Genomic DNA, 22,812 nt, shown 5'->3' with positions numbered 1-22,812 from the left:
CCGTGTGGAATCAGGTCCGGGATTTTGCCGGGGTGGATAAAGATAAAACTCCCCACTCGGCCCGACACGGTATGGGGATGTTCATTATGGAGAAAACCGGCAATGTGGCGGCAGTGCAAAGGCAGCTGGGGCACAAGAACGCCTCTTTTTCTCTGCAGTATTCCCGCATAACCAACGATGAGCTGAAGCGGATTTTAGATGAAAGGTAAGGTGGGGGGTCGGCAGCGGAAACAAGAAAGGGCTCTCTCACGCTTTTGCACGTCACACGGTTCAAGAGGAGATGAACATATAATTAGACTTCAAACCCCTTGACCTGGGCACAAGAAACCATTATTGCTTCAATACCAAGATTAACTGTGTCTAGTATATCGTTTCATAAAAATATTGAGACAAGCAGGTGCCAAATGGAATATCCTATTGCAATACACAAAGACAAAAATTCTTTTTTTAACGTTACGGTTCCAGACCTGCCAGGATGTTTTTCGACAGGGAAAACCATAGACGAAGCTCTAAATAGCGTAAAGGAGGAGATTTCAAGTCGTCTAAAAATTCTGGCCGAAAAGGGTGAAATTGCTCCTACTCCGTCAGAGATTGAGAAATATTATATGAATCCTGATTATGCAGGGGCGACTTGGTTACATGTGGATCTTGACGGTTCAGATATTCTGGAATGACAGGATAGATGATTGTCAGTGCCTTCCAGAGCTGTTTGAAGGGAATGTACCTATGCTCATTCAGGCCTTCTTCATGTCTTTTTTTCAGTGTATCCCCCCTCATTCTTGTCTACGATTACCACCTCAGCAAGCCTCAATTGATGTTGTGGAATTGGTTTCGATTTGATTGAAAATGTTACTAACACAAGGAACACTCAACTCAAACCAGAACCTTCGATTAAAAAGAAAGATCAACTCAGCCAGACACCGCGAATTCCAGCAAGGTACCATGGAACTTCGATCATCATTCTGGTGTTCTCGGAATGCTTGTTGGTATCAGACAGCTCCTAGCCCGTAGGTCTCTCCGTTTTTATGTATGTCGATTGTCTGTCGATAGATATACAATGAAACCATCGAGGAAGAGATTCTCCGTGCTATATGAGCTTTTTATTTTTGCATACTGGGCAACGCAGTGAAAATTTCTTACTGATCTGCCTATCGGGATCTGAATGACTCTAACAGCCAGCACTCTTCTTATTATTTCAGCTTTAACCCACGCAGGATGGAATCTGTTCAGCAAGAAAGATCATTCTTCTAACGCCTCATTTTTTCTGGCAAATATTTTTGGAACACTTTAACCGTTCCTTTTCTGCTCTATTGAGGAGAGCAGATTTTAGAGATCATTCTCTCGATTTGGCCCTGGCTTTTCCTCGCAGGTTTTTTTCAGGCGCTCTACTTCTTAGGGCTGGCCTGGGCCTTGGGCCTATAAGAGAGGCGAACTTTCCGTTGCCTACCCCTAGCAAGGTCAATCCCATCTTTGCTGGTTAGCCTGAGTTAGGTATCTCCTCTCTGTCGGTCAAATTAAGTAAGCTGCAAGTCCATGGACATGAAAATTGCACCGACAAAGCTTGAAAAAATGGTTGTTGTCAGCAATCCGTACAGGGATTCTTGAAACAAGTGGTGCATTTGTTCGAGACATCGGCATCAAACCTTTGTCATATCACCCCAAAAATGGTAGAAAACTCTGGTAAAAGGGACGAAAATAGAGGAGTATCTATAGATACTCTTAAACTCAATAGGACACGCAATGGCAAAGGTAGCATTTATAGGATTAGGAGTGATGGGGTATCCCATGGCAGGGCACCTGGCGAAGCAAGGTCATGAGGTAACTGTATATAACCGAACTCAAGCTAAAGCCGATGCCTGGGTAGGTGAGTATAACGGTCACTATTGTGAAACGCCGGCGGCTGCAGCAAAAGGACAAGGATTCGTTTTCGTTTGTGTCGGCAACGATGAAGATCTCCGTCAGGTAGTATTGGGCGACACAGGTGTGCTAGCGGGAATGGCCCCCAAGGCGTTACTGGTTGACCACACTACGGCATCTGCGGAGGTTGCTCGTGAAATTGGCTTGGCTGCAACCACTCGGGGGATTTGTTTCTTGGATGCCCCTGTGTCCGGTGGTCAAGCCGGCGCCGTAAATGGGGCGCTTACAGTGATGGTCGGCGGAGTTGAGTCGACTTTTGCTACCGCTAAACCGGTTATCATGAGTTATGCCAAATGTGTCGAACGCTTAGGTGATGTTGGTGCGGGGCAGTTGACTAAAATGGTTAATCAAATCTGTATCGCCGGCGTGGTGCAGGGACTCGCTGAGGCATTGCATTTTGCCCGAAGCGCAGGTCTGGACGGAGAAAAAGTAGTTGAAGTAATCAGCAAAGGCGCGGCCCAATCCTGGCAGATGGAAAATCGATATCAAACCATGTGGCAAGGCGAATATAACTTAGGATTTGCGGTTGACTGGATGCGTAAAGATTTGGCTATTGCCCTCGCAGAAGCACGTCGGAATGGCTCGCATCTTCCACTTACAGCCCTGGTTGATCAGTTTTATTCAGAGGTGCAGGCAATTGGGGGAAGCCGCTGGGATTCTTCAAGCCTGTTTGCCAGGTTGGAGAAAAACCGGAAATAAAATAAAAAGGCTACATCCTGCAATTGCTGTTTATCTAATGTCGACCAGGTTTATTGATGCTTAAACCCGTAGTGCGTACCTTCACCCTGGAAAATGGTGACTGGTTGTCCCATACTGCGCAGTTTATCCGCAAGAGCATGGCCATTTACACTGATAAAAACCTTCAAGATGGTCATTCCAAAAGCCAATCTCCGCTCAACGAGGATGCCCGAGACGTTGCCACAGGCATATCCAAGCGAGTAGAAAATGATCAGGATTGCAAAAGCAATGACCGGCCGTCCCTGCACTGTAACATTACATTTAAGATTTAAACGATTTCAACGGATTCAGCGAGTTTGACGAATTTGAGATTTGGCTTACGAACTCAATAGCTCATGAACTTACCCTTTACTGACTCACTGATCACTGATTACTGGCTTTCACTCCAAGCATCTTCCTCGCTTCACCAGGGCTGGCGACAGGCCTCCCATATTCTCTTTGGTAACCTCTTCTTTGCAGTTACTCCATTTCTAAGCAAATCCATTTAAATAGGCAGGTCTACCTTCACAGGAATAAGGTTATCATGCAATTTGGATTTAGCTTTTAAGATTGCCAAAGAATCTCTCTATCAATACCGCAAGAATACACGAAGCTATCCCCAAAAGGCAGAAGGCCTCCACTATCTCTTATATGATAATTTTGAAAAATCACTTAAAAAGGGGGCCACTAATAAGATGTGTGACCAGTTTGCGCCGGAATGGAAGAAATTGAGAAGTGCAGATTAACCCAGTTTCCACGTTAATGGGGTAAGATCAAAAAGAAGGGGAGTTGCAGCCAGGCCAACGTATCATAATTTTGATACATATAGGCTAGGTTAACAAGGCTCCCCATTATCCATTTCTGCTTATGAGACAGATAAGTAACGTCTTGTAAGGGCAGAGTGAAAATATTTATTATTTGGATGTTTTAAGTGCCTTCATATACTTATCGTTTTCAGCACGAGCAAAATTTTCAAACTCTTTAGAATTCATATATTGCGGTTCAGTGCTCACTTTACGCATAGCTTCTAGATATTCCTGGCTTGTAACTACCTCTTTGATCTTTTCGCTGATTACATTTATTTTAGTAACGTCTACTCCTTTAGGTGCAAATACTCCTTGCCACACTGAGTAAACAATCTCATGACCGAACTCTTTGGTTGTTGGAACATCTTTTAGAAGAGGAAAACGTTCAGCTGAGTAAACAGCTAGGGCCTTGACGTCAAATGTTGTCAAGGCCGAAGGGGTATCTGAATAGAAATGAATTCTGTCGGCTGCAATCTCTTTCATGATTTCAGCCGAAGAACGATGGGGAATCCGATTAACTTCTAATCCAAAATCTTTCAAAAATGCTAACATCGTAAGGTGGGTTATATTTCCCGAACCCGATGTAGCATAGTAATATTTTTTCGGATGAGCCTTTACATCATCGAGCATTTCTTGAAAGTTATTCCAAGGGGAGCTTTTCTTTACCATAAGAACAGCAGGAACATTGTTTATATTAGCAACAAACGACCAGGAGTCTATGTTGTAAGGCACTCTCTTTATATGAGGTTGCATTGTTGCAGGTCCGACTGACAGGAAGCCAAAAGTATAACCGTCCGATTTTGCCCCTGCCACCTCTGCTGCACCAATAGTACCACCGGCACCGCCGACATTTTTAACTACAACACTCACATCAAGTTTTTTCTCCAGCATAGCTGCAAAAATACGGGCATTGATATCTGTTGTTCCACCTGCTGCAAACGGTACGATAAGAGTTATGTTTTTGTCAGGGTATTGGGCCGATGCCAAACTTCCAGTAAGAAAAAAAATCATGAAAACTGATACCATAATTTTATAAAACCTTTTGTTTTTCATTACTTGCTCCTGTTAATTTTTTGAGTTTTTCTTTGGGAGTATAGTTGTGCGCCCAAAAATGTAAAGGCTACGCTAAACAGAATAAGGGCCAGTGGATGATCAAACATGTAACTAAAGAATGGAGTGCCACTCATGTACAGCAAAGACTGACGAAAACTAAGTTCAAATTGAGCACCAAGAACAAGGCCAATGACCAACGGTGCTAGAGGGTAGCCATGACGCTTCATCATGTAACCAACAACTCCACTGATTCCTGCTACCAGAAGATCAAATGGATTTCCGCGAGCCACAAGAGAACCCAGAAGTGAGAGTACCACTATGCCGGAGAGAAGTGCTGTTTTAGGGATTTGCAATACCTTAAAGAAGACTCTGGTTATCGGTATGCCGGCTAGCGGCATGAATAAATTAGACACCATAAGCAGCAAAAAAATAGCATAAACTGTTTCCGGATTGTCCTGCATGAGCCTCACCCCTGGTGTTACACCGTGAATCGTTAGTGTTGCAAGCATGATGGCAGTGACAGGGTCACCAGGAATTCCGAGTGATAGAGTTGGGATCAGGGCACCACCAGTTACGGCATTATTTGAAGACTCAGCTGCGACAATGCCGTCCACTTCACCCTTGCCGAAATTTTCACTGTTTTTGGATGATCTTTGGGCTTCACCATAGGCCATGAATGCAGCAGTAGCGGCTCCAGTTCCTGGCAAAACGCCAACACCTGTACCAATAGCACTTGACTTTAATAGCACCACCCACTTCTCTTTCAGCTGTTTGAAGGTTGGGAAGATAATACGAGTCCCCTTTGGAATTTCGCTCCCCGTACTGTCGCTATTCTTGGAGATTTGCACCAACACCTCTGATAGAGCAAAAACTCCTACTATTACTGGGATAAGTTCTATTCCACTTGAGAGTGAAAAAATATCAAATGTAAACCGGAGATCACCAGTGATAGGATCAGAACCTATTGTTGCTAGAGTAAGTCCGATCAGGCCTGATATTAGCCCCTTAGCGAGGTTACCAGCAGAAACACTGCAAATACAGGTAAGCCCCAGAAAGATGAGAGCAAAGGTTTCTATTGGACCGAAGCGAAGCGCAAATTTTGCAATCTGAGGGGCCGCAATTATCAAAACGAGACAGGAGAATGTTCCCCCAATAACCGAAGCTATTGTCGCCCAACCAATGGCAGAACCGCCTTCACCACGCTGTTGCATGGGATAACCTTCCATTGCGGTGGCCGCTGCCTGGGGAGTCCCGGGGGTGTTGATCAGAACAGCTGCAATGGAGCCTCCATAGACTGTTCCCACATAGACAGAAAGTAAAAGGGCAATAGCTGTGACTGGTTCCATACCAAAGGTAAAGGGCAGGCATACAGTGATGCCCACGACAGAACCGAGACCAGGCAGGGCTCCAATAAACACTCCAACAAAAACTCCTAACAACATGATTAGCAAGGTTAAAGGATCAAAAACCATTTGGATAGCGGTTAGGTAGTCCATGCGTTACCTCTTGTGAAAGAAATGTTAACAAATCAAAACAGTGTTTAAGGCTTTAAAAAAACTTTATGTGAAAACGCCTCTGCTGTTTCTTGTGGAATATAGAATCTTCTTCTAGAAGATATCGGCACTATTTTAGGATCATTATCAGTTTCGAATTTCCTCTGGCGTTCTCGTCATTTCATAAATTGTATTTGCAGATCCAATCCATAATTGAACAAAACCCATGTCCCAAGAGGTAACAGAAGACAAAGAGTAATGGAACCTAGGGTAAATTTTCTCTCGACAAGAAATACTATGACAGCACAAAGAAGAACAGTGGAAATATAGAATTTTATGTAGATGAAAATATAGTAGTAGGCGATAAGGATTCCGGAGAGGATATAAACACTTAGAGTCAGTGGTAGCTTTTTATTGCCCGTCAGAAACTCTCTTACAAAGACAACAAGCCCAAGACCGGTCAATGCAAATAGTAGAACTCTTGGATAGAGCAGTGGGTCTGCATCGCCCTTTGAGAAATAGGCCGGAACTTCATCGACTTGGTAACTGGCGACAAGTAGAAATATGGCAGACGCAGTGATTGCCAGACTTGTTAAAGAAAATGTGCCTTTCATGATTGAGCCTCTCTCTTCTTAGTTATTTTTCGGGGCGTTGAAACCTAATAAAAATGATAGATTTTGGGCTGCGGCTACAATTTTACCTGCTAACTTTTGCTGCTCTTCCTCCGGTGTGGCTTGAGGCTGGTAGACAAGTGACATGGATGCAGCGATCTCCCCTGTGTGGTCGAAAATGGGTGCTGCAACGGCAGAAAAACTGTAGTCATATTCTTGGTTACAGATGCTGTAACCCTGTTGGCGAATTTTCTTAAGTTCTTCAAGAAAAGCATCTTCCGTACAGATTGTGTTTTCGGTATAGCGTTTCACTTCGCTTCGTTTATATTTGTCCAGGGCTAGCGTTTCATCTATGTGTGCCAGTATCACCTTACCTTGGGCCGTGCAGTAGGCGGGCAAATGGACACCTTCTGAGATGGTTTCGTGAAGGGCTTTTTTCACTTCATTTCTGCAAATTATTAAAATGTCTGTGTCGTCGAGCACTGCCATGTTGACCGTACAACCAGTTTCCATACTCAATGCTTTAAGGTGGTTCTTGCCAAGACTTCTCAATTCTGAACCATTTAGATAGGCAAAGCCGAACCGAAGAACTCTTGGCTCAAGGTAGAATTTTTTATTCTCGTCTCTCCCCAAATACCCGAGATGTACAAAGGTTTTGGTTAGTCGTGTGCAGGTTGCCTTGTCGATTCCGGTGTAAACAGAAAGTTCGGTGAGAGTTAATAGCTGTTTTTCGTAGGTGAAAGCGGATAGAATGCTCATGCCTTTTATGAGAGTGGTGGAGAGGTATTTCTTGGAATTAGTTGTCATTATCGATTCCTCGTAGAGTGTCTTGATTTGGGTCAGGAAAAATTTCAATCATAAGCTTATTTATTTTTCCTGTCAAAACACGTTCGATAAATGTCTTTGGTAATTCCTCAAGGGATACCGTATCTGTCGCCATGGCTCTCAGGTCTACCAAGCCAGACTGAATCCATCGTAGACACTGTTTGTTCTCAGCATGGGTGTTCGAGATAGACCCAGTTATGGTGACTTCTTTGAAACCTATGTTTCGTGGGGATACGGAAATGTCTTCACCGATTACACTAACGATGCATATAGTCCCACCACATTTGACCAGTTCAATTCCTGTGTTGATGTTTTCCTTGACACCTGAGCACTCGAATACAACATCAAAGCCATTGTTTTGGGTTGCTGTGTATGCTGCGACTCCAAGATATTCAGTGAGAGGGTTTACTGCAAAATCGGCTCCGTATAGTATCCCCAGGTCTCTTTTGGTTTTGACCGGCTCTGAGAGGACAATAGTATCAAATCCACAAAGTCGGAGTATCTTTACTAAACAGAGACCTATAGGGCCTCCCCCCATGACAAGGGCACTGCCTGAATTGACTATTGCGCAGTTGTAGCCGTGCAATGCTGATGCCATCACTTCTACCAGAGCGGCATTTTGCAAATCCACGGATGGTGGAATTGGAATTAGCATCTGGGGAAAAACAGAAACGTATTCCGCAAAGGCACCAGGCATATCACGGACGCCAATGCCTCTACGATTAACTACACATTGATGCGGTCGGCCAGACCGACATTCTTGACAATTATTGCAGAAAGTATGGCGTATAATTACGCGCATCCCGACATCAACGCCGATTACGTCATTTCCAACTGCTTCAACGATTCCACTTGTTTCGTGCCCTAGGATATAACCATCGGCGGCCTTGTTTCCACTTACATAACCTCTGTCTGACCCGCAGAACCCTGTGTAGGCGACACGAACCAGAACCATGTCTGGTAAAAGTGGAGGCTTATCCACCTTCTGAAAAACAAGGCCAGTATTTTTGTAAAAAACAACGGCATTCATAAGGGTCATTATATTCTCACAGTATTTGTTTCACTATGTTGAATACGATGAACTATAACGCAATAACGGGGGTCATGTCAAAGAAAAAATACTGATGAGTATATGTTACTGAAAACAAAGTATAAATATGATGTGTTCGAGTTGAGTAGCTGTAGCATCGGAGAATTTTACGTTGACCGGTGGTTAAAAAATCGTTATAGTGTTAACATAATGATTTCGTATTTCACTATATTAAACATTAGACATAAGGTGATTTTAATGAAAACATCTGAAAAAATGGTTAGCACTCTGGTCGAACTTGGAGTTACAAAGGCTTTTACCTTACCGGGTCTAGGAGTAACTTGGTCACTTCCAGCCTTTTACGAGCAAAGAGACAAGATAGATGTTGTCCTCGCACGTAGTGAGCAGGTCGCATCAATAATGGCACAAGTAACAGGGCGCCTGACTGGAAAGCCGGGTGTTCTCCTGGCGCAGGGGCCTTGGGCTGCCACAACCGGTTCTTTTGGCATACTTGAGGCATACTTTGCCGGTTCTCCCATGCTGACCATAACTGACAGCTCTTGTTATGGAGGCTTCGGGCAGTATGGCGTTTATCAAACCATGACCGGGGACTACGGGGCCGCAGATATAAAAAACACACTGGATTCAATTACAAAATATTGCACCTACGCAACTACTCCCGAAGAGGTTATATATGGTACTCAGATGGCGTACAAGCATGCCAGTCTGCCTCGAACCGGGCCTACTGCCGTCATAATGAAGACATCTATTATCCGGGCTGATTTCCCAGAAAATAGCACCAATAAAATATACAATTCTGCCGGCTACCTTGAGCACACTCCAGCAATCCCTGACCCAGCGGCTATCAACAGAATCGCTGAGTTATTAAACAAAGCTGTACACCCTGTTTTTGTGGCCGGCAATGGGGTTGTTGCTACCAAGTCAGGCTCGTTGCTACAGGCCATTGCAGAGAAAAACGGTATTGCTATTGTAACAAGTTACAATGGCAAAGGTTGTGTCGATGAAACCTCACCTGTTTGTGGGGGAATGCTGGGTACCTGGGGCAATGTCACTGCTAATAAAGTATTGCGTAACGCTGACTTGGTAGTGATTATGGGCGCAAGTATGGCGCCCGACTACACCCGTTTTCGAGATAGTGAACTGATTCGACCCGGTGAGCAGACTCTTGTACAAGTCGATATCGACCCCCGCAATGCTGGGTGGGTATATCCTGTCGACCTGGCCGTCACTGCAGATGTTGGTCATGTTATTCATGCACTCTCCGAAATTGATCTTACTCCATCAAATAAGGATGAGCGCCTGGATAGTATCAAGACCATAAAAAAAGAGACTGAATATGATGAACCAAAATCCTATATTGCCTCTCCGGGTACCGTTCATCTAGCGGATATTGTAGACACAGTTCAAGCCTTTATCGGGCAAAATGATATTGTTACTCTGGAAGCTGGGACTAATCGAATCTGGCACACTAACCGACTCCGCATCCAGCACCCAGACACGTTAGTTGTTCCTGGTGGTGTTGGTGGCATGGGTTGGGGTGGACCAGCGGCAGCGGCAGCCAAGCTTGTCTACCCGGAAAAACGTGTTACCTGCGTTTGTGGCGATGGAGGTTTCATCATGACAATGGATGTGGTTGCCACGTGTACCCAGCATAATATCCCTGTGACTTTTGTGGTGTGTAACAACAGCGGCCTTGGCATGGTCAGAGACAATATGGGTGATAAACGCTTGTGTGTTGATTTTGGCCCAGTCAACTTTGCTGAAGTTACTAAGGGAATGGGGGCGTGGAGCCGTCGAGTAGAGACTGCAAAGGATTTTGCTGATGCGTTGGTGGATGCACATAATCATACGGAAGGCCCGTCGGTTATTGAAGTAATAACAGATCCGCTGGCCTCACATATGCAAGTAAGTGATTACTAAACCCGATGAACGGGAAATAAGACGGGATAAGTGGCTTCACGAAATTCATCCACAAAAAACAAGAAATGAATTTCTGAGGCACTAATCCGGGAGGATAAGATGACTAGCCCAAAGGTGGCCATAGTAACAGGTGGGGCAAACAATATTGGCAATGCCTGTGTTCAGAAGTTTTCAGGAGAATATCAGGTCATCATAGCCGATATTCAGGAGCCTAAAAGGCTGGTGCTCACAGGAGATCAGCACTTTATCAAATGTGACATAACCAGCGAAGAATCATGTGCGGCCCTTTTTTCGAAGGCGGAGGAGATCGGCGAAGTGCACGTCGTTGTGAACTCGGCAGGCATTACTGCACCAGCCAAAAGTATCGAAAATACGTCGTTAGAAGAGTGGCAGCGTATCATGCGTGTAAATCTGGATGGAGCCTTCATTTTGTCCAGGGCTTCCATCTCTTCTTTGCGCAAGACGAAGGGAAATCTTATCCTTCTAACCTCTAGAGCGGGAAGGACTGGGTTTGCAGCAATGGGTAGCAATGCCACTTTAACCAAAGCCCATTACTGCGCCTCAAAGGCAGGGGTTATCTCTCTTGTTAAATCGCTGGCACTAGAACTTGCCGCAGATGGGATTCGTGTGAATGGTGTAGCGCCAGGACCTATTGAAGGGACCATGATACCGAAAGAAAAGTGGGCAGAAATCTCCAGCCGCGTGCCCCTTCAACGTCTTGGCAAGCCTGAAGACATTGCGTCTGCTGCCTATTTTCTCTGCAGCACTGCGGCATATTTTATCACCGGCCACACTCTTGACGTGAATGGTGGTACGCTAATGAGCTAAGTTTTATGTCTCTTGCTGAGATATGTGATCTATAAATTAAATTTCGAGGAGTCCAAAATATGAAAATGACCACGGAAGAGGCATTTGTTAAAGTGCTTCAAATGCACGGAATTGAGCACGCATTCGGGATAATCGGATCGGCAATGATGCCTATTTCTGATCTGTTCCCAAAGGCCGGTATAACATTTTGGGATTGTGCCCACGAGTGTAATGCAGGGATGATGTCAGACGGCTATACCCGTGCATCCGGAAAAATGTCAATGATGGTTGCTCAGAATGGACCAGGTATCACCAACTTCGTCACCCCTGTAAAAACAGCATACTGGAACCATACCCCACTGTTGCTTGTTACCCCTCAAGCTGCCAATGCGACTATTGGCCAGGGCGGTTTTCAGGAAGTTGAACAGATGGCAGTTTTTAAGGATATGGTGGCGTACCAGGAAGAAGTACGTGATCCGTCACGGATGGCTGAAGTGCTCAACCGCGTAATCATGAAAGCCAAGCGGGCATCAGCGCCGGCACAGATTAATGTGCCACGTGACTTCTGGACCAAAGTAATTGACATAGAGCTGCCAGTAATTGTTGACTTTGAATTGCCCTCTGGCGGTGAACTTGCTCTTGATCGAGCGGCGGAACTTCTTTCCAGTGCAAAATTTCCGGTAATCCTGAATGGTGCCGGTGTCGTTTTGGGAGATGCAATCAAGGACTCAATAGAACTAGCAGAGCGTCTCGATGCTCCGGTCTGTTGTGGATACCAGCACAATGATGCGTTTCCGGGAAGCCACCCACTTGCCACGGGACCACTTGGATACAATGGATCAAAAGCAGGAATGGAGCTAATTTCCCAGGCTGACGTTGTGCTCGCACTTGGTACCCGCTTGAACCCTTTCTCAACCCTGCCAGGTTACGGCATCGATTACTGGCCTAAGGATGCCTCAATTATACAGGTCGATATCAATCCAGATCGTATTGGACTTACCAAGTTGGTAACTGTCGGTATTGTTGGCGATTCAAAGAAAGTCACCCAGGGTATTATTCAACGTCTTTCAGATAACGCTGGTGATACCAACCGAGAAAAACGTAAAGCAATTATCGCCAAAACAAAAGCGGATTGGGTTGAAGAGCTTGCAGTGATGGTACATGAAGAGGACGATTCAGGTACCACTTGGAATGAGCGCGCCCGTACTCGAGAACCAAAGAAAATGTCTCCTCGTCAGGCTTGGACTGCAATAAAGGCAGCAATCCCTGAAGATGCTATCCTTTCTTCAGACATAGGAAACAACTGTGCAATTGGTAACGCTTATCCAACTTTTGAAAAGGGCCGTAAATATCTTGCCCCTGGTCTTTTTGGACCATGTGGTTATGGATTCCCGGCTATCTGTGGAGCAAAAGTGGCCTGCCCGGATGTACCGGTCATCGGAATGGCTGGAGACGGAGCGTTTGGGATTTCCATGAACGAAATGGTTTCCTGCGGACGTGACAGTTGGCCACCAGTCACCATGATCATTTTTCGTAACTACCAGTGGGGTGCAGAAAAGCGCAACACGACACTTTGGTACTCTGATAATTTTGTGGGGACTGAGCTTAATCAGAATGTATCCTACGCAGAAATTGCTCAGGCATGCGGTGTCAAAGGTGTTCAAGCAAGTAGCATGGAAGAACTTACTGCTACTCTCAAAGAAGCAGTAAGGAGACAGATGGAAGATGGACAAACCACTTTCATTGAGGTTCTGCTTAATCAAGAACTTGGTGAGCCGTTCCGACGTGACGCGATGAAGGCACCGGTTTCTGTCGCGGGAATTGATATTGCTGATATGAAACCAAAGAGAGATTTTTAACTCGCAGGCGTGATACCCTCAGTATTGGCCCAATGGCAGTCATCGAACTGGGCAAGGACCACCATACAAAGGCTCCAGCAATGGAGGAGACCCGGGCATTGGTCAAGTTCTGTTTCGAAAGAGGGTTTTGATGGTTGACCATAATGGCAAGTGGTTCTTAGGGCAACGTTCTACGCTTTTTGATGCCGCTGGTCATTACCTATGAACAGCTCCAGTGCTGTCTTTATCATCATTAATGATGGCTTTGCTACAATCCGCCAGTAAACTTTTTACGAACCACTATACTGGGCAGATGTTGTCGGTCAATTCAAAAAAACGGCAACTGCTCGAAGCAGGAGGAACAACATGCACGGCTATTACAAGCGCATCCTGACCATCAACCTCACAAGCCAGACATTCGAGATAGAACCTGTTTCTGATCAGGTCCTGGCCGAATGCATCGGCGGAAAAGGACTCGCCACTCGGCTCCTGCTTGATCGCAATGATCCTGGTGTTGATCCGCTTTCTCCGGGAAACCACTTGATAATTGCCACCGGCCCCTTTTGTGGGGGGCGCTTGTGGGGCGGGAGCCGTTACGGTGTTTATACTAAATCTCCTCTTACCGGATTCTATTCAGAATCATATTCCGGGGGAAAGGTTCCGGAAGCAATTGATTCAGCTGGATATGACGCTATTATCTTAACCGGCAAAGCATCACGACCGACAGTTCTTTCTGTTCATCCAGATGGTGTGGAATTCAATGATGCCGGCGATCTGTGGGGGATGGAAACGTTCACGGCTGAAAAGCAAGCTACCGAGCGTTTTGCCATGAATAAAGAAGGTTTCAGAAAGCCGGGTGCAATAGTCATAGGACCAGCCGGGGAGAAGCTTGTTAAGTTTGCAATTATTGCCAATGATAAGTGGAGATGCGCAGGCAGAACTGGTGTCGGTACTGTACTCGGTTCTAAACTCGTTAAAGGACTTGTTTTTCAGGGTGACAGGAAGCGAGAGTATGGAGATCCTGCTGGTATTGCCGAATATGCCAAGAATTTTTCAAAAAGCAATATGACCAATCCGGGTGTCAAAACCTACCGCAAAATGGGTACAACCATGATGGTCAATCTGATGAACAATGCCAATGCATTTCCAACCAAATATTGGAGTCAGGGGTCCTGTGAGCATGCTGAAAGTATCAGCGGTGAAATCTACCATGAGGAACATGATGTAAAACCTAAAGCCTGTGCCAAATGTTTTATGGCCTGTGGCCGTATGACAAAGCTCCAGAAGGGGCGCCATAAAAATCTCCAACTGGAAGGGCCGGAATACGAAACCATCTATTCTTTCGGCGGGCTGTGCATGATCAAAGAGATGGAAGAGATTGCCTACCTCAATGACCTCTGCGACCGTCTGGGCATGGACACAATCAGTGCGGGAAATCTCTGTGCCCTAATTATGGAGGCAAAAGAGCAGGGCAGGATTGATTTTAACATCGAGTACGGGAATGCGCATCAAACTATTGATCTTATTGAAAAAATAGGTTCTCGCACCGATATCGGCCATATCCTCGCCGATGGTATCATTGCCGCTTCAGAAAAGTGGGGCCTGGAGGATCTTGCCATCCATGTAAAGGGACTTGAACCGGCTGGATATGATCCACGGACCTTAAAAGGTATGGGACTAACTTTCGCGACATCTCCACGGGGTGCCTGTCATCTGCGCACTACCTTTTATAAACCCGAGTTGTCAGGCATGATCCCGCCAGATCAAATCAAGGATAAAGCCGAAATGCTGATTGATTATGAAGACAGGCTTAATATTTTTGACACCTTGACCATCTGTCGCTTTTATCGCGATCTATATAGCTGGGAAGAGTTGGAAAAGACCATACAGCTGGTCACAGGCAGCAATGTAACTATCGAGGGACTGAAAAAGACAGCGGCTCACATTGCAACTATGACAAGACAGTTCAATATCCGGGAAGGTTTTAGGGCGGAAGACGACCATTTGCCGAAACGTCTGCACAAAGAGGTTCTGCCGGAGGGGGGATCACTCTCCGAGGCGGATATGGAATATATGCTGCAGGACTATTATCTGTTGAGGGGGTGGGACAGTAATGGAATACCTCATTGAGTTGGGCAGATGGTTGCTGAACCCTAGTTGAACATTTTTCTCAGAACCGCAAGGTTTCGCTCTGCCGTACCTGCCAGCATACCCTAGGTAGGTAGGAACGGGGGCGGACCAAGCTAACACATCGAATTTTAATAGTTGGAGAAAGTAGGTGTTGTTTAGGATTAAAAGACTCTTTCTGTTGGCCAAAAGAGTACTGTAAGGAGCTTAAACCTCTTGGAACGCTGTGGTTGGATTATTGAAAACAACAGAGGAATGGCAGGGGGTAGAACAAACAACAAAATATAAAGCGGAAGTAATGGCATGTGATCTGCTCCAGATCAAATCAAAAATTCTAGAAGTAAAAGACAAAACTATCAGAAAACTATCAGGTTTATTCACATCATGTACAATTCAGAAACAGAAACAGGAATAGAAGTGGCCACTTCTGAATTGATTGTTGTCCACCTTAATAGAGTTCAAAAAAAAACTTGTCCACTATCCATCGTCGGCCTCTCCTCGTCTATGGTGGCAGTAGCAGTTAATTTCACAATTTATTAGATGGAGGAGATTTATGAAAACAAGTGGTTTTTGCGGAACGGGAAGCAGGACAGAAAGGGATAACAAGTATAGAAAGGAGCAATCACGATGAACGAAAATAATATGTGCGCATCTCGATTTGATTCAAAACTCATATTTGCCTGCTCAGGGGCATCCGACGTTGGATCCATCTCTGACCAAGTCGCCCGTAAGCTAATGCGAGATGGGACAGGAAAGATGATCTGCCTGGCCGGGGTGGCAGGTCGAGTTTCAGGGATCATGGCGACAACCAGTTCAGCTGCCAAAATATTGGTGATAAATGGTTGCAGCCAGAATTGCGCCCAACAAGTGCTTGAGCAGGCAGGGTTCACATCATATATACATCTGAGACTCGCAGACCTGGGCATGGAGAAGGGACAATCACCAGTGACCCCTGAGAGCATTGAGAAGGTAGCAGTTCAGGGCGCAGTTCTTCTTGAATAATCCAAGAGACAATCGTCGGTTCTGTCGCAACCTTGCCAATGGCCGAGTCAAGTTTGCGACAGAACCGTTTATAGTTGGCCGCTGTTGCTAGTCCTATTACTAAAAACACCGCAGACAACAACCTACTGATAAAATTGGCATTAATGTCATAACCGCAACTTTCTGTTCAAATGCTCCCGCTGGTCCTAGTTAAACGGCCACGTTCCCCGGCAATAGCCCTCCTCACCTGAACATTGACGTTCTTTTGCAATTCGCATGTCATGTTTATATAGCAAGGAGTCTCATTAAATAATTCTCTATATTTATCAATCTCTTCTCTGGTTAGTGGTGTCTCATTGGCCTTAATCACACTTCACCTCAATGTCTGAATTGTTGGTGACAACCATTTGGCACTTATCGCAGTTACCCGGTCATTAGGCCGTTCCAGCAGTTTTGGCGAAAATGTTTGGAAAAGATTTTCAGGAAGGCCGATTTCTCTGACGGTTTGTAGGCGAGCGACAGCCTCTTTGATACTCTCAAGGCCAGCCTTGCCAGGATCGGCTTTGAGGCTCTGCCACATTGTCCATTCCGGTTCTTCTCCCCTCAAGAATTGAAGCTGGAGAAGAGAGTTCATGCTGCTTAATGTTGCTGAATCGAGGCACCGAAAAATGGCCTTACAAAAACTCGTTTCGTGCTCCTGGAGAGCGGATTGAATCAACCTGCTTATGTGGTCTGAGGCGGGAAGTTCAATTCGAAGATCACGACACCGCAGAGATAGGAATTCTCGCACGCGATCCGCCCGGTATTCCCAAGGGATCACCTCCTCAACAAGCCAGGTTTTGAAAATGTCAAAGTCGGAAAGAGTAACTTCCCGAAACCCACACCACTCACGAATATCAGCACGGTGGCGTTTTATCGTTCGTCCTTCCCAATCCAGGTCATGCCATGTCTCGACGGGAACACCGACCTGTTCGGCAATGTTGGCCAGAATATCTTTGCCTACCTCTCCATGGCGCTCAGGAAATCTTCCCTTGACCTGAAAGAATTTTAAAAGAACTGCAATTCCCAAACGCCCATGGGGTGTTCGATTCGTTAATAATTGCTCTTCTTCGGGAAGAATGAGCCAATCCTCGGGATGCGGAAGGGGATGCGCTATTTTCTGATCACCACATCATAAATAATTAAACAAAAGAACGATCTTGGGTATATCCTTGTTGGCCAAATATTTCCCTGCCTTTACCCATTCCTGTTGGTCTTGGATCTACTCGCATTCTCTTTGCAGGGTACTCACCAATGTACTTCGTGGAATTCCGAGAGTTCGCGCAGCCGCTGACATCGTACGTCCTCCGGCAAGCAATTCTCTTGCTGCTCCTATTTTTTCACTATCCATCACGCGCGGCCGCCCCCCGCGACGCCCTCGACGTTCGGCCGCACGTAGACCGGCTATCACTCGTTCTTTAATTAAGGCTCGCTCATACTGGGCCAATGCACCAAACAAGTGAAATAGTAATTCCCCTGTTGCAGTAGTTGTGTCGATTGTCTCATGCAGAGATCGAAAACCGATACCCCGAGCTTTGAGTTCAGTGACAATCTCAATGAGATGTGGCAATGATCGCCCCAAGCGATCAAGTCGCCAAACAACGAGAACGTCTCCTTCAGTGAGATATTCAAGACAGGCCTTTAGCCCGGGACGGTTGTCTTTAGATCCGGATGCCTGGTCTTCATAAATATTTCGTTTATCGATCCCAACATTTAAGAGAGCATCTTTTTGCAGATCTGTTGTTTGACGGTCATCAGCCATACTTACTCGGCAATAGCCAACAATCATTTTTTCTCCTCCACGAAAAACCTTTTTAGATTATGTTTTCGTAATTATCAAAGGCAGACCATTCCGTCAATGATTTTCGTGATCAATTTCGTTGGATTTGAGCTGGTAATCAGGAAAACATTTGCAGACATGACGCCTTCGCGGAAAACAAATGTTTTTCGACAGGTTAAGAACTTGCCGTTAAGACCAGGGCGTGTTATATTTAAATATAACTTAATAAAAAGGAGGTGCACTATGCACACAACTAACCTTCGGAAGGTAGGCGGATCGATTATGTTGGCCGTACCGCCTGCCATTCTCGATCTGCTACACTTGCACGCCGGTGCAACCGTCGGACTGGCTGTCGATCACGGTCGCCTGGTGGTTGAACCCACGTTACGGCCGCGCTACAGCCTGGAAGAACTGCTGGCTCAATGCGACGAATCGGCTGAGATCAGCAAGGAAGATCACGCTTGGCTGGAGAGCAAACCGGTCGGTAGCGAGTTATTGTAATGGAGCGCGGCGATATTTACCTGGTGTCACTGGACCCGACTTCGGGTCACGAGCAACAGGGAACACGGTCCGTCTTGGTTGTGTCTCCGTCTGCCTTCAACCGGCTGACAAAAACCCCGGTCGTGCTGCCAATCACAGGCGGGGGTAACTTTGCCCGTACGGCTGGCTTTGCTGTGTCTCTGACAGGGGCGGGAATAAAAACAACGGGCGTTGTACGGTGCGACCAACCCCGAGCCCTTGATCTTGCCTCGCGCAATGGGCGTAAGCTGGAAAGCATTCCTACAGCAATCATGGATGAAGTGCTGGCGAAACTTGCACCTATTTTCGAATGATTCAGATGACGGCTGGTGACAAGTGTTGGAGGGATGAGGAAAGGATATCGGGGTGGGAATTAGACTTATTTTACAGATGGCCCCTCACTGCACGAATGTTGGGGTTACCTCTACTTACCTATGTCGGCATGGATCCTTGCGGTCACCCAATAGAGCGAAGACCGGGATAAATTTTGCCGTCCGCTCACCTTGTCGTTCAAAGATGTTTTAATTATACGCACTGCACCTCAAACCCCATTAACAACGGCAACAGAGGGTTAATCTGCCTGATCTCATCTACAGGATCACTAGGAAATACCGGGCAGATCAATTACTCGTCGTCCAAGGCGGCGATATCCGTTATGCCCAAGGTTATAACCGCCGAATTTTTTCGAAGAGGCGTTTCAGATCGTATACGCTGTGTTGCCGTGGCACCCGGATATGTAGCAACACCGATACTTAAAGGCATTAACCAAAGAGCTCTTGAGAAAAATCTGACGAATGTCCCGATTGGGCGCCTTATCGAAGCTAACGAAGTGGCTTCCCTCATTGGAGAACTGTACCGCAACGAGTCTTTGGCAGGAGAGGTCTTCTATATCCACGGTGGTCTGCTAAAGGGGTAAAAAGGCTAGAAGTTTTCCACCGTGGCAAACAATCTAAACACCCTGCAAAGCCAAAATCGAATAATGATTTAAGAGAGAAAATACACTTTCACTGCATTTAACTTCGAACCCGTTCCTGCAGTTCTATTTCTTTTTAGCTTTAACCTTTGCTTTCGGTGTCGCTTTAACAGGTTTTGCTTTCAAATCCTTGAGAGCTTTTCCTGGGGTGAATTTTCCGTTGGTCTTTGCAGCTATTTTAAGTTCTTTTCCGGTCTGAGGATTCCTGCCGATCCGAGCTGCACGATTTACTGCACTGAATGTACCGAAACCGACGAGAACAACCTTGTCGCCAGCTTTGATAGCAGCCGTGGTTATTTCGATAAAACTGTTGAGTGCTTTTTGAGCTTGAATCTGCGTCAGTTCTGCGTCTTTTGCAATTTTTGCTACGAGTTCTGCTTTTGTCATGAGACTCCTCCTGAAAAATGATTTGTTTATCTATACAGCAAATCATGTAATTTCAAAATAAAATCAATGGAGTCTCAGTAAAAACTATCAAATGAAAACCTAACCACTTGCAGGTTCTTGTTTTTGAGCTTGATCATTACTATTTTATCGTCTTAAAGTGATTGGCGATTCTCCTTCCGGTAAATAGCTAGGTTTTCTTCATTCGTTATCTCCAGCCAATCACCCGCACCATCATTACTGGCTCATTCTGCATGGCGGAGATAGACATGAGAAATTCAGCATGAGCTTTCGCCTGGAACTTTGCATTCTGCTTGCCTTTCGGCGTTTGCCGTGCTCACCCGGCCACCCACAGAAAAGGAGGATACAAATGGAACCATCGCCGCAACAACACTCTCTCGAACGATATGCGAAAAGCATCGAGGTCTCGAAGCGAGTCCGGTGGGACATTGATAAGGATGTCCTGCGAGGCCGTTCATTTGATTTTTCGCAAAAGTTTCTCCCTGATGGGCTGTCGATGGTCGACCAGTTCAACTTTTTAAACGATGAAGACAAACGGCTAATCAGCCAGATCCACGGCCGGACCTATGCCAACATGTTCGGGTTCGTTGAAAGATTTATCGTCGCCAAGATACTTGAATGTACCCGCGAACATTGGCTGGGAAATCAGGTAGCCCTGGAAGCACTCGTCCGGTTCAGCGATGAAGAATTAAAGCACCAGATACTGTTTCGCAGAATCGAACCGATGATGGCTGAAGGTATGCCGGAAGGCTATGTTTTTCTCCCCGACCCGGACGCGGTGGCGGAAGCCGTGTTAAAGAATTCCACCTGGGCGGTGCTGGGCCTGATTCTCGAGATCGAACTCTTCACGCAGGAACATTACAAACAGAGCATCGCCCCTAACGATAATCTTTCCGAACTGTTCAAGGATATCTTTTTATTTCACTGGAAGGAAGAAACAACCCATGCCATTATCGATGAGTTGGAGTGGGAGCGGGAGAATAGCAAAATTACCGATAGCGAGCGCAACCAGGCAGTAGATCAGCTTATCGCCATGGTCGCGGATGTCGACGGCATTCTCCAAAACCAGAGTGCCGCCGATGTCGATTATTTCCTCAAGACAGCTGGTCATTTATTCTCTGAGGAAGAAGCCGGTCAACTCAAAACCGGCTTTTTGAAAGCCTACCGCTGGCAATATATTTTCTCTGGGGTTAAACATCCCCGATATCAGAAAATGCTGGAGATAGTCACTTCCGAGCCACAGCGGCAGCGTCTTGGAGAGGCGTTGGCAGCCCTGCATTAAGCGGCAACGGGATGGAAAATTTTCAAAAAAGGATGATCAAGACAATGCTTTAGTCAGCCGTATTGGCAAACAGTGGAGGCAGTCATGTTTCCAAGGGTCCTCGACTTTGGTCGGGGCCCAATACCAAGAGGAGAACAACCATGAAAATTTCAGCCAAGCACGTTTTTCTTTGCAATGTTCCGTCTTTATTTATCTTTATCCTCCTTCTTCTCGGTGTCACACCTGCCCTGTCCCAGGATTATGATGCCTTGGAGGGCGTCAAAGGGCTCAATACAGTCTTTGACTACGGTCATGCTTCCCCGGAGGGAGCCTTGATCATCTTTCCCGCTATCCGGGAAGTCTACCAGTCCAAGAGCGTGACGTCTCTCCCCAACCCCCCTTCGGTCGTCATCGTCTTCCACGACGCAGCAGTTAAGTTCCTAACCACGGAACGCAACGGGAGCAAGGAAGAGAATGCTACGCGAGACAAAATTGCCGAGGCGATTCGTCAATTCGAAAAAGATGGTGTCAAAATGGAGGTTTGCATGTACGCCGTGAAAGTATTTGGCGTAAATCCCGATACCATTATGCCGGAGATCGAGAAGGTCGGAAATGGTTGGATTGCCGCTTCCGGGTACCAAGCAAAAGGTTATTCCCTAATTGCGGTTCCATAAAGAAAACTTATTACTTATTCAAGTATTCCGGGTGGGGGTAAGGGTTCTAAAAAGAAGCTGCTTCTTCGTTTTCGAAGAAGCAGCTTCTTTGTTTTCATCCACAACGCCTGCAAGCAAGGTAAACATTTCGGAAAAGGAAGATTATGCCCATAAAAATAGACAAGTCGGCTGTCGTCGAGGCAGTAGGCAATATGCCAAAGAAAATTTAGGAATTCAGGAATTAATTGGAAGAAAAAAAGGGAAACTGAATATTGCAAGAATGAAAAGTCCACAGAGGGCCGGCACACTAACCTTTCTGCTAAAAATCTCGATCTTGGGTCATATATATAGTGTAGCGTTTTATCGAATGTTGCGCCCGGTGGAATACCAAAGTGGCCCAAAAGGCTTTTCAGATGAAGAGCCACCCGGATTACCATTTAACTATACGCAATTTTTGATAAAACGCTGCACTATGTTATATTACATCCGCAATTTCTGTTCTTTTGTCAACTATAGTAACCTAGTCATTGAAAATGAGCAATATTCCTTCAAAAGTACAAGCGTTTCTAAAAATTCATCACCTTTCCGTCCTTGAGTTTGAGCCTGGATCAACGCCGACTGCAGAAACAGCTGCCCAACGGATAGGAGTACCTGTTGGCCAGATAGCCAAATCCATCCTGTTCAAAGGAAAAGATGATAAGTACCGACTGGTGGTGGCTGCCGGTGACAAGAAAATCAACAGTGGAGCGCTAAAACTTTCAACAGGTACCAAACACCGGATGGCTAGCGCGGAGGAGATTAATGAAACGACAGGGTTTCTTCCAGGTGGTGTGTGCCCATTCGGATTGGAAGATACCCCCCTGTAGCTATTTTGCTCGACGTATCACTCGATGAGTATGACACTGTATATCCGGCGGCTGGTACAGATGCCACTGGCGTCCCCTTGAGCCCTGATTATCTCCAACAGATCACCGGTGGCCTGAAGGTTGAGGTGACCTGATTTCAGAACTACGGTTTACGACGCCTTCCACAAGGT

General features: G+C 45.9%; 23 protein-coding genes. 15 read left to right on the top strand and 8 right to left on the bottom strand.

The genetic code is table 11. The features are described from left to right. The 4 genes from ACYQ8U_RS21065 to ACYQ8U_RS21050 all read left to right on the top strand — a co-directional run. On the top strand, positions 1-209 hold a 209-nt coding region (locus ACYQ8U_RS21065; protein WP_459947539.1), incomplete at its 5' end, for a tyrosine-type recombinase/integrase. A 195-nt stretch (positions 210-404) separates the two neighbouring features. Continuing rightward, positions 405-674, top strand: coding sequence for a type II toxin-antitoxin system HicB family antitoxin (locus tag ACYQ8U_RS21060; protein WP_459947538.1), 270 nt, complete (start codon positions 405-407; stop codon positions 672-674). A 1,066-nt stretch (positions 675-1,740) separates the two neighbouring features. After that, the gene (locus ACYQ8U_RS21055) at positions 1,741-2,616 is read left to right on the top strand and encodes an NAD(P)-dependent oxidoreductase (RefSeq protein ID WP_459947537.1); all 876 of its coding nucleotides are present in this window, start codon (positions 1,741-1,743) and stop codon (positions 2,614-2,616) included. A 56-nt stretch (positions 2,617-2,672) separates the two neighbouring features. Next, positions 2,673-2,927, top strand: a complete 255-nt coding sequence (locus ACYQ8U_RS21050; protein ID WP_459947536.1) for a hypothetical protein — start codon at positions 2,673-2,675, stop codon at positions 2,925-2,927. Between the two features lie 621 nt (positions 2,928-3,548). Here the strand turns inward: ACYQ8U_RS21050 and ACYQ8U_RS21045 are convergent. From ACYQ8U_RS21045 to ACYQ8U_RS21025, 5 genes are all read right to left on the bottom strand, one after another. Next, positions 3,549-4,493, bottom strand: a complete 945-nt coding sequence (locus ACYQ8U_RS21045) for a Bug family tripartite tricarboxylate transporter substrate binding protein (protein ID WP_459947535.1) — start codon at positions 4,491-4,493, stop codon at positions 3,549-3,551. Continuing rightward, positions 4,493-5,989, bottom strand: coding sequence for a tripartite tricarboxylate transporter permease (locus tag ACYQ8U_RS21040; RefSeq protein WP_459947534.1), 1,497 nt, complete (start codon positions 5,987-5,989; stop codon positions 4,493-4,495). Before ACYQ8U_RS21040 ends, ACYQ8U_RS21045 begins: the two co-directional genes overlap by 1 nt. A gap of 173 nt (positions 5,990-6,162) precedes the next feature. Beyond that, positions 6,163-6,600: a tripartite tricarboxylate transporter TctB family protein gene (locus ACYQ8U_RS21035; protein WP_459947533.1), complete on the bottom strand. Its 438-nt coding sequence runs from the start codon at positions 6,598-6,600 to the stop codon at positions 6,163-6,165. 18 nt (positions 6,601-6,618) lie between these two features. Continuing rightward, the gene (locus ACYQ8U_RS21030) at positions 6,619-7,404 is read right to left on the bottom strand and encodes an IclR family transcriptional regulator (RefSeq protein WP_459947532.1); all 786 of its coding nucleotides are present in this window, start codon (positions 7,402-7,404) and stop codon (positions 6,619-6,621) included. Further along, positions 7,394-8,461 carry a zinc-dependent alcohol dehydrogenase gene (locus tag ACYQ8U_RS21025; RefSeq protein WP_459947531.1) on the bottom strand — a complete coding sequence of 356 codons (1,068 nt, stop codon included), beginning with the start codon at positions 8,459-8,461 and terminating at the stop codon, positions 7,394-7,396. The genes ACYQ8U_RS21030 and ACYQ8U_RS21025 overlap by 11 nt, the downstream gene beginning before the upstream one ends. Positions 8,462-8,710: 249 nt before the next feature. On the opposite strand from ACYQ8U_RS21025, the gene ACYQ8U_RS21020 reads away from it, so the two are divergent. From ACYQ8U_RS21020 to ACYQ8U_RS21000, 5 genes are all read left to right on the top strand, one after another. After that, entirely contained in the window at positions 8,711-10,393 is a 1,683-nt protein-coding gene (locus ACYQ8U_RS21020; RefSeq protein ID WP_459947530.1) for a thiamine pyrophosphate-binding protein, read from the top strand. Positions 10,394-10,492: 99 nt separating this feature from the next. Beyond that, positions 10,493-11,221, top strand: coding sequence for an SDR family NAD(P)-dependent oxidoreductase (locus ACYQ8U_RS21015; protein ID WP_459947529.1), 729 nt, complete (start codon positions 10,493-10,495; stop codon positions 11,219-11,221). A 59-nt stretch (positions 11,222-11,280) separates the two neighbouring features. After that, on the top strand, positions 11,281-13,059 hold the full coding sequence (xsc, locus tag ACYQ8U_RS21010; RefSeq protein ID WP_459947528.1) for a sulfoacetaldehyde acetyltransferase: 1,779 nt from the start codon (positions 11,281-11,283) through the stop codon (positions 13,057-13,059). A gap of 345 nt (positions 13,060-13,404) precedes the next feature. Further along, positions 13,405-15,168, top strand: a complete 1,764-nt coding sequence (locus ACYQ8U_RS21005) for an aldehyde ferredoxin oxidoreductase family protein (RefSeq protein ID WP_459947527.1) — start codon at positions 13,405-13,407, stop codon at positions 15,166-15,168. A 624-nt stretch (positions 15,169-15,792) separates the two neighbouring features. Beyond that, complete coding sequence (locus tag ACYQ8U_RS21000; RefSeq protein ID WP_459947526.1) at positions 15,793-16,167, top strand: putative zinc-binding protein; 375 nt, start codon at positions 15,793-15,795, stop codon at positions 16,165-16,167. Positions 16,168-16,519: 352 nt separating this feature from the next. On the opposite strand, the gene ACYQ8U_RS20995 is transcribed toward ACYQ8U_RS21000, so the two are convergent. Together ACYQ8U_RS20995 and ACYQ8U_RS20990 are read right to left on the bottom strand one after the other, a co-directional pair. Continuing rightward, complete coding sequence (locus tag ACYQ8U_RS20995; protein ID WP_459947540.1) at positions 16,520-17,266, bottom strand: DUF4158 domain-containing protein; 747 nt, start codon at positions 17,264-17,266, stop codon at positions 16,520-16,522. Between the two features lie 141 nt (positions 17,267-17,407). Beyond that, positions 17,408-17,974, bottom strand: coding sequence for a recombinase family protein (locus tag ACYQ8U_RS20990; RefSeq protein ID WP_459947525.1), 567 nt, complete (start codon positions 17,972-17,974; stop codon positions 17,408-17,410). Between the two features lie 234 nt (positions 17,975-18,208). Here ACYQ8U_RS20990 and ACYQ8U_RS20985 point away from each other — a divergent pair, with 234 nt between their 5' ends. From ACYQ8U_RS20985 to ACYQ8U_RS20975, 3 genes are all read left to right on the top strand, one after another. Beyond that, positions 18,209-18,466, top strand: a complete 258-nt coding sequence (locus ACYQ8U_RS20985) for an AbrB/MazE/SpoVT family DNA-binding domain-containing protein (RefSeq protein WP_459947524.1) — start codon at positions 18,209-18,211, stop codon at positions 18,464-18,466. Beyond that, positions 18,466-18,798, top strand: a complete 333-nt coding sequence (locus ACYQ8U_RS20980) for a type II toxin-antitoxin system PemK/MazF family toxin (protein ID WP_459947523.1) — start codon at positions 18,466-18,468, stop codon at positions 18,796-18,798. Before ACYQ8U_RS20985 ends, ACYQ8U_RS20980 begins: the two co-directional genes overlap by 1 nt. A 173-nt stretch (positions 18,799-18,971) precedes the next feature. Beyond that, positions 18,972-19,400, top strand: a complete 429-nt coding sequence (locus ACYQ8U_RS20975) for an SDR family oxidoreductase (protein ID WP_459947522.1) — start codon at positions 18,972-18,974, stop codon at positions 19,398-19,400. Positions 19,401-19,523: 123 nt separating this feature from the next. On the opposite strand, the gene ACYQ8U_RS20970 is transcribed toward ACYQ8U_RS20975, so the two are convergent. Further along, on the bottom strand, positions 19,524-19,844 hold the full coding sequence (locus tag ACYQ8U_RS20970; protein WP_459947521.1) for an HU family DNA-binding protein: 321 nt from the start codon (positions 19,842-19,844) through the stop codon (positions 19,524-19,526). A gap of 367 nt (positions 19,845-20,211) precedes the next feature. Between ACYQ8U_RS20970 and ACYQ8U_RS20965 the strand changes: the two genes are divergently transcribed. The 3 genes from ACYQ8U_RS20965 to ACYQ8U_RS20955 all read left to right on the top strand — a co-directional run bounded on the left by ACYQ8U_RS20965 (position 20,212) and on the right by ACYQ8U_RS20955 (position 22,642). Continuing rightward, positions 20,212-21,144 (top strand): hypothetical protein, encoded by a 933-nt coding sequence (locus ACYQ8U_RS20965; RefSeq protein WP_459947520.1) that lies wholly within the window; start codon positions 20,212-20,214, stop codon positions 21,142-21,144. Between the two features lie 140 nt (positions 21,145-21,284). Next, positions 21,285-21,797 (top strand): DsrE family protein, encoded by a 513-nt coding sequence (locus tag ACYQ8U_RS20960; RefSeq protein ID WP_459947519.1) that lies wholly within the window; start codon positions 21,285-21,287, stop codon positions 21,795-21,797. A gap of 512 nt (positions 21,798-22,309) precedes the next feature. Then, positions 22,310-22,642, top strand: a complete 333-nt coding sequence (locus ACYQ8U_RS20955) for a YbaK/EbsC family protein (RefSeq protein WP_459947518.1) — start codon at positions 22,310-22,312, stop codon at positions 22,640-22,642. Positions 22,643-22,812: the final 170 nt, after the last annotated feature.

Source organism: Desulfocastanea catecholica (assembly GCF_054657295.1).
The sequence above is the reverse complement of the archived record's forward strand: the minus strand, read 5'-3'. Positions and strand labels throughout refer to the sequence as shown.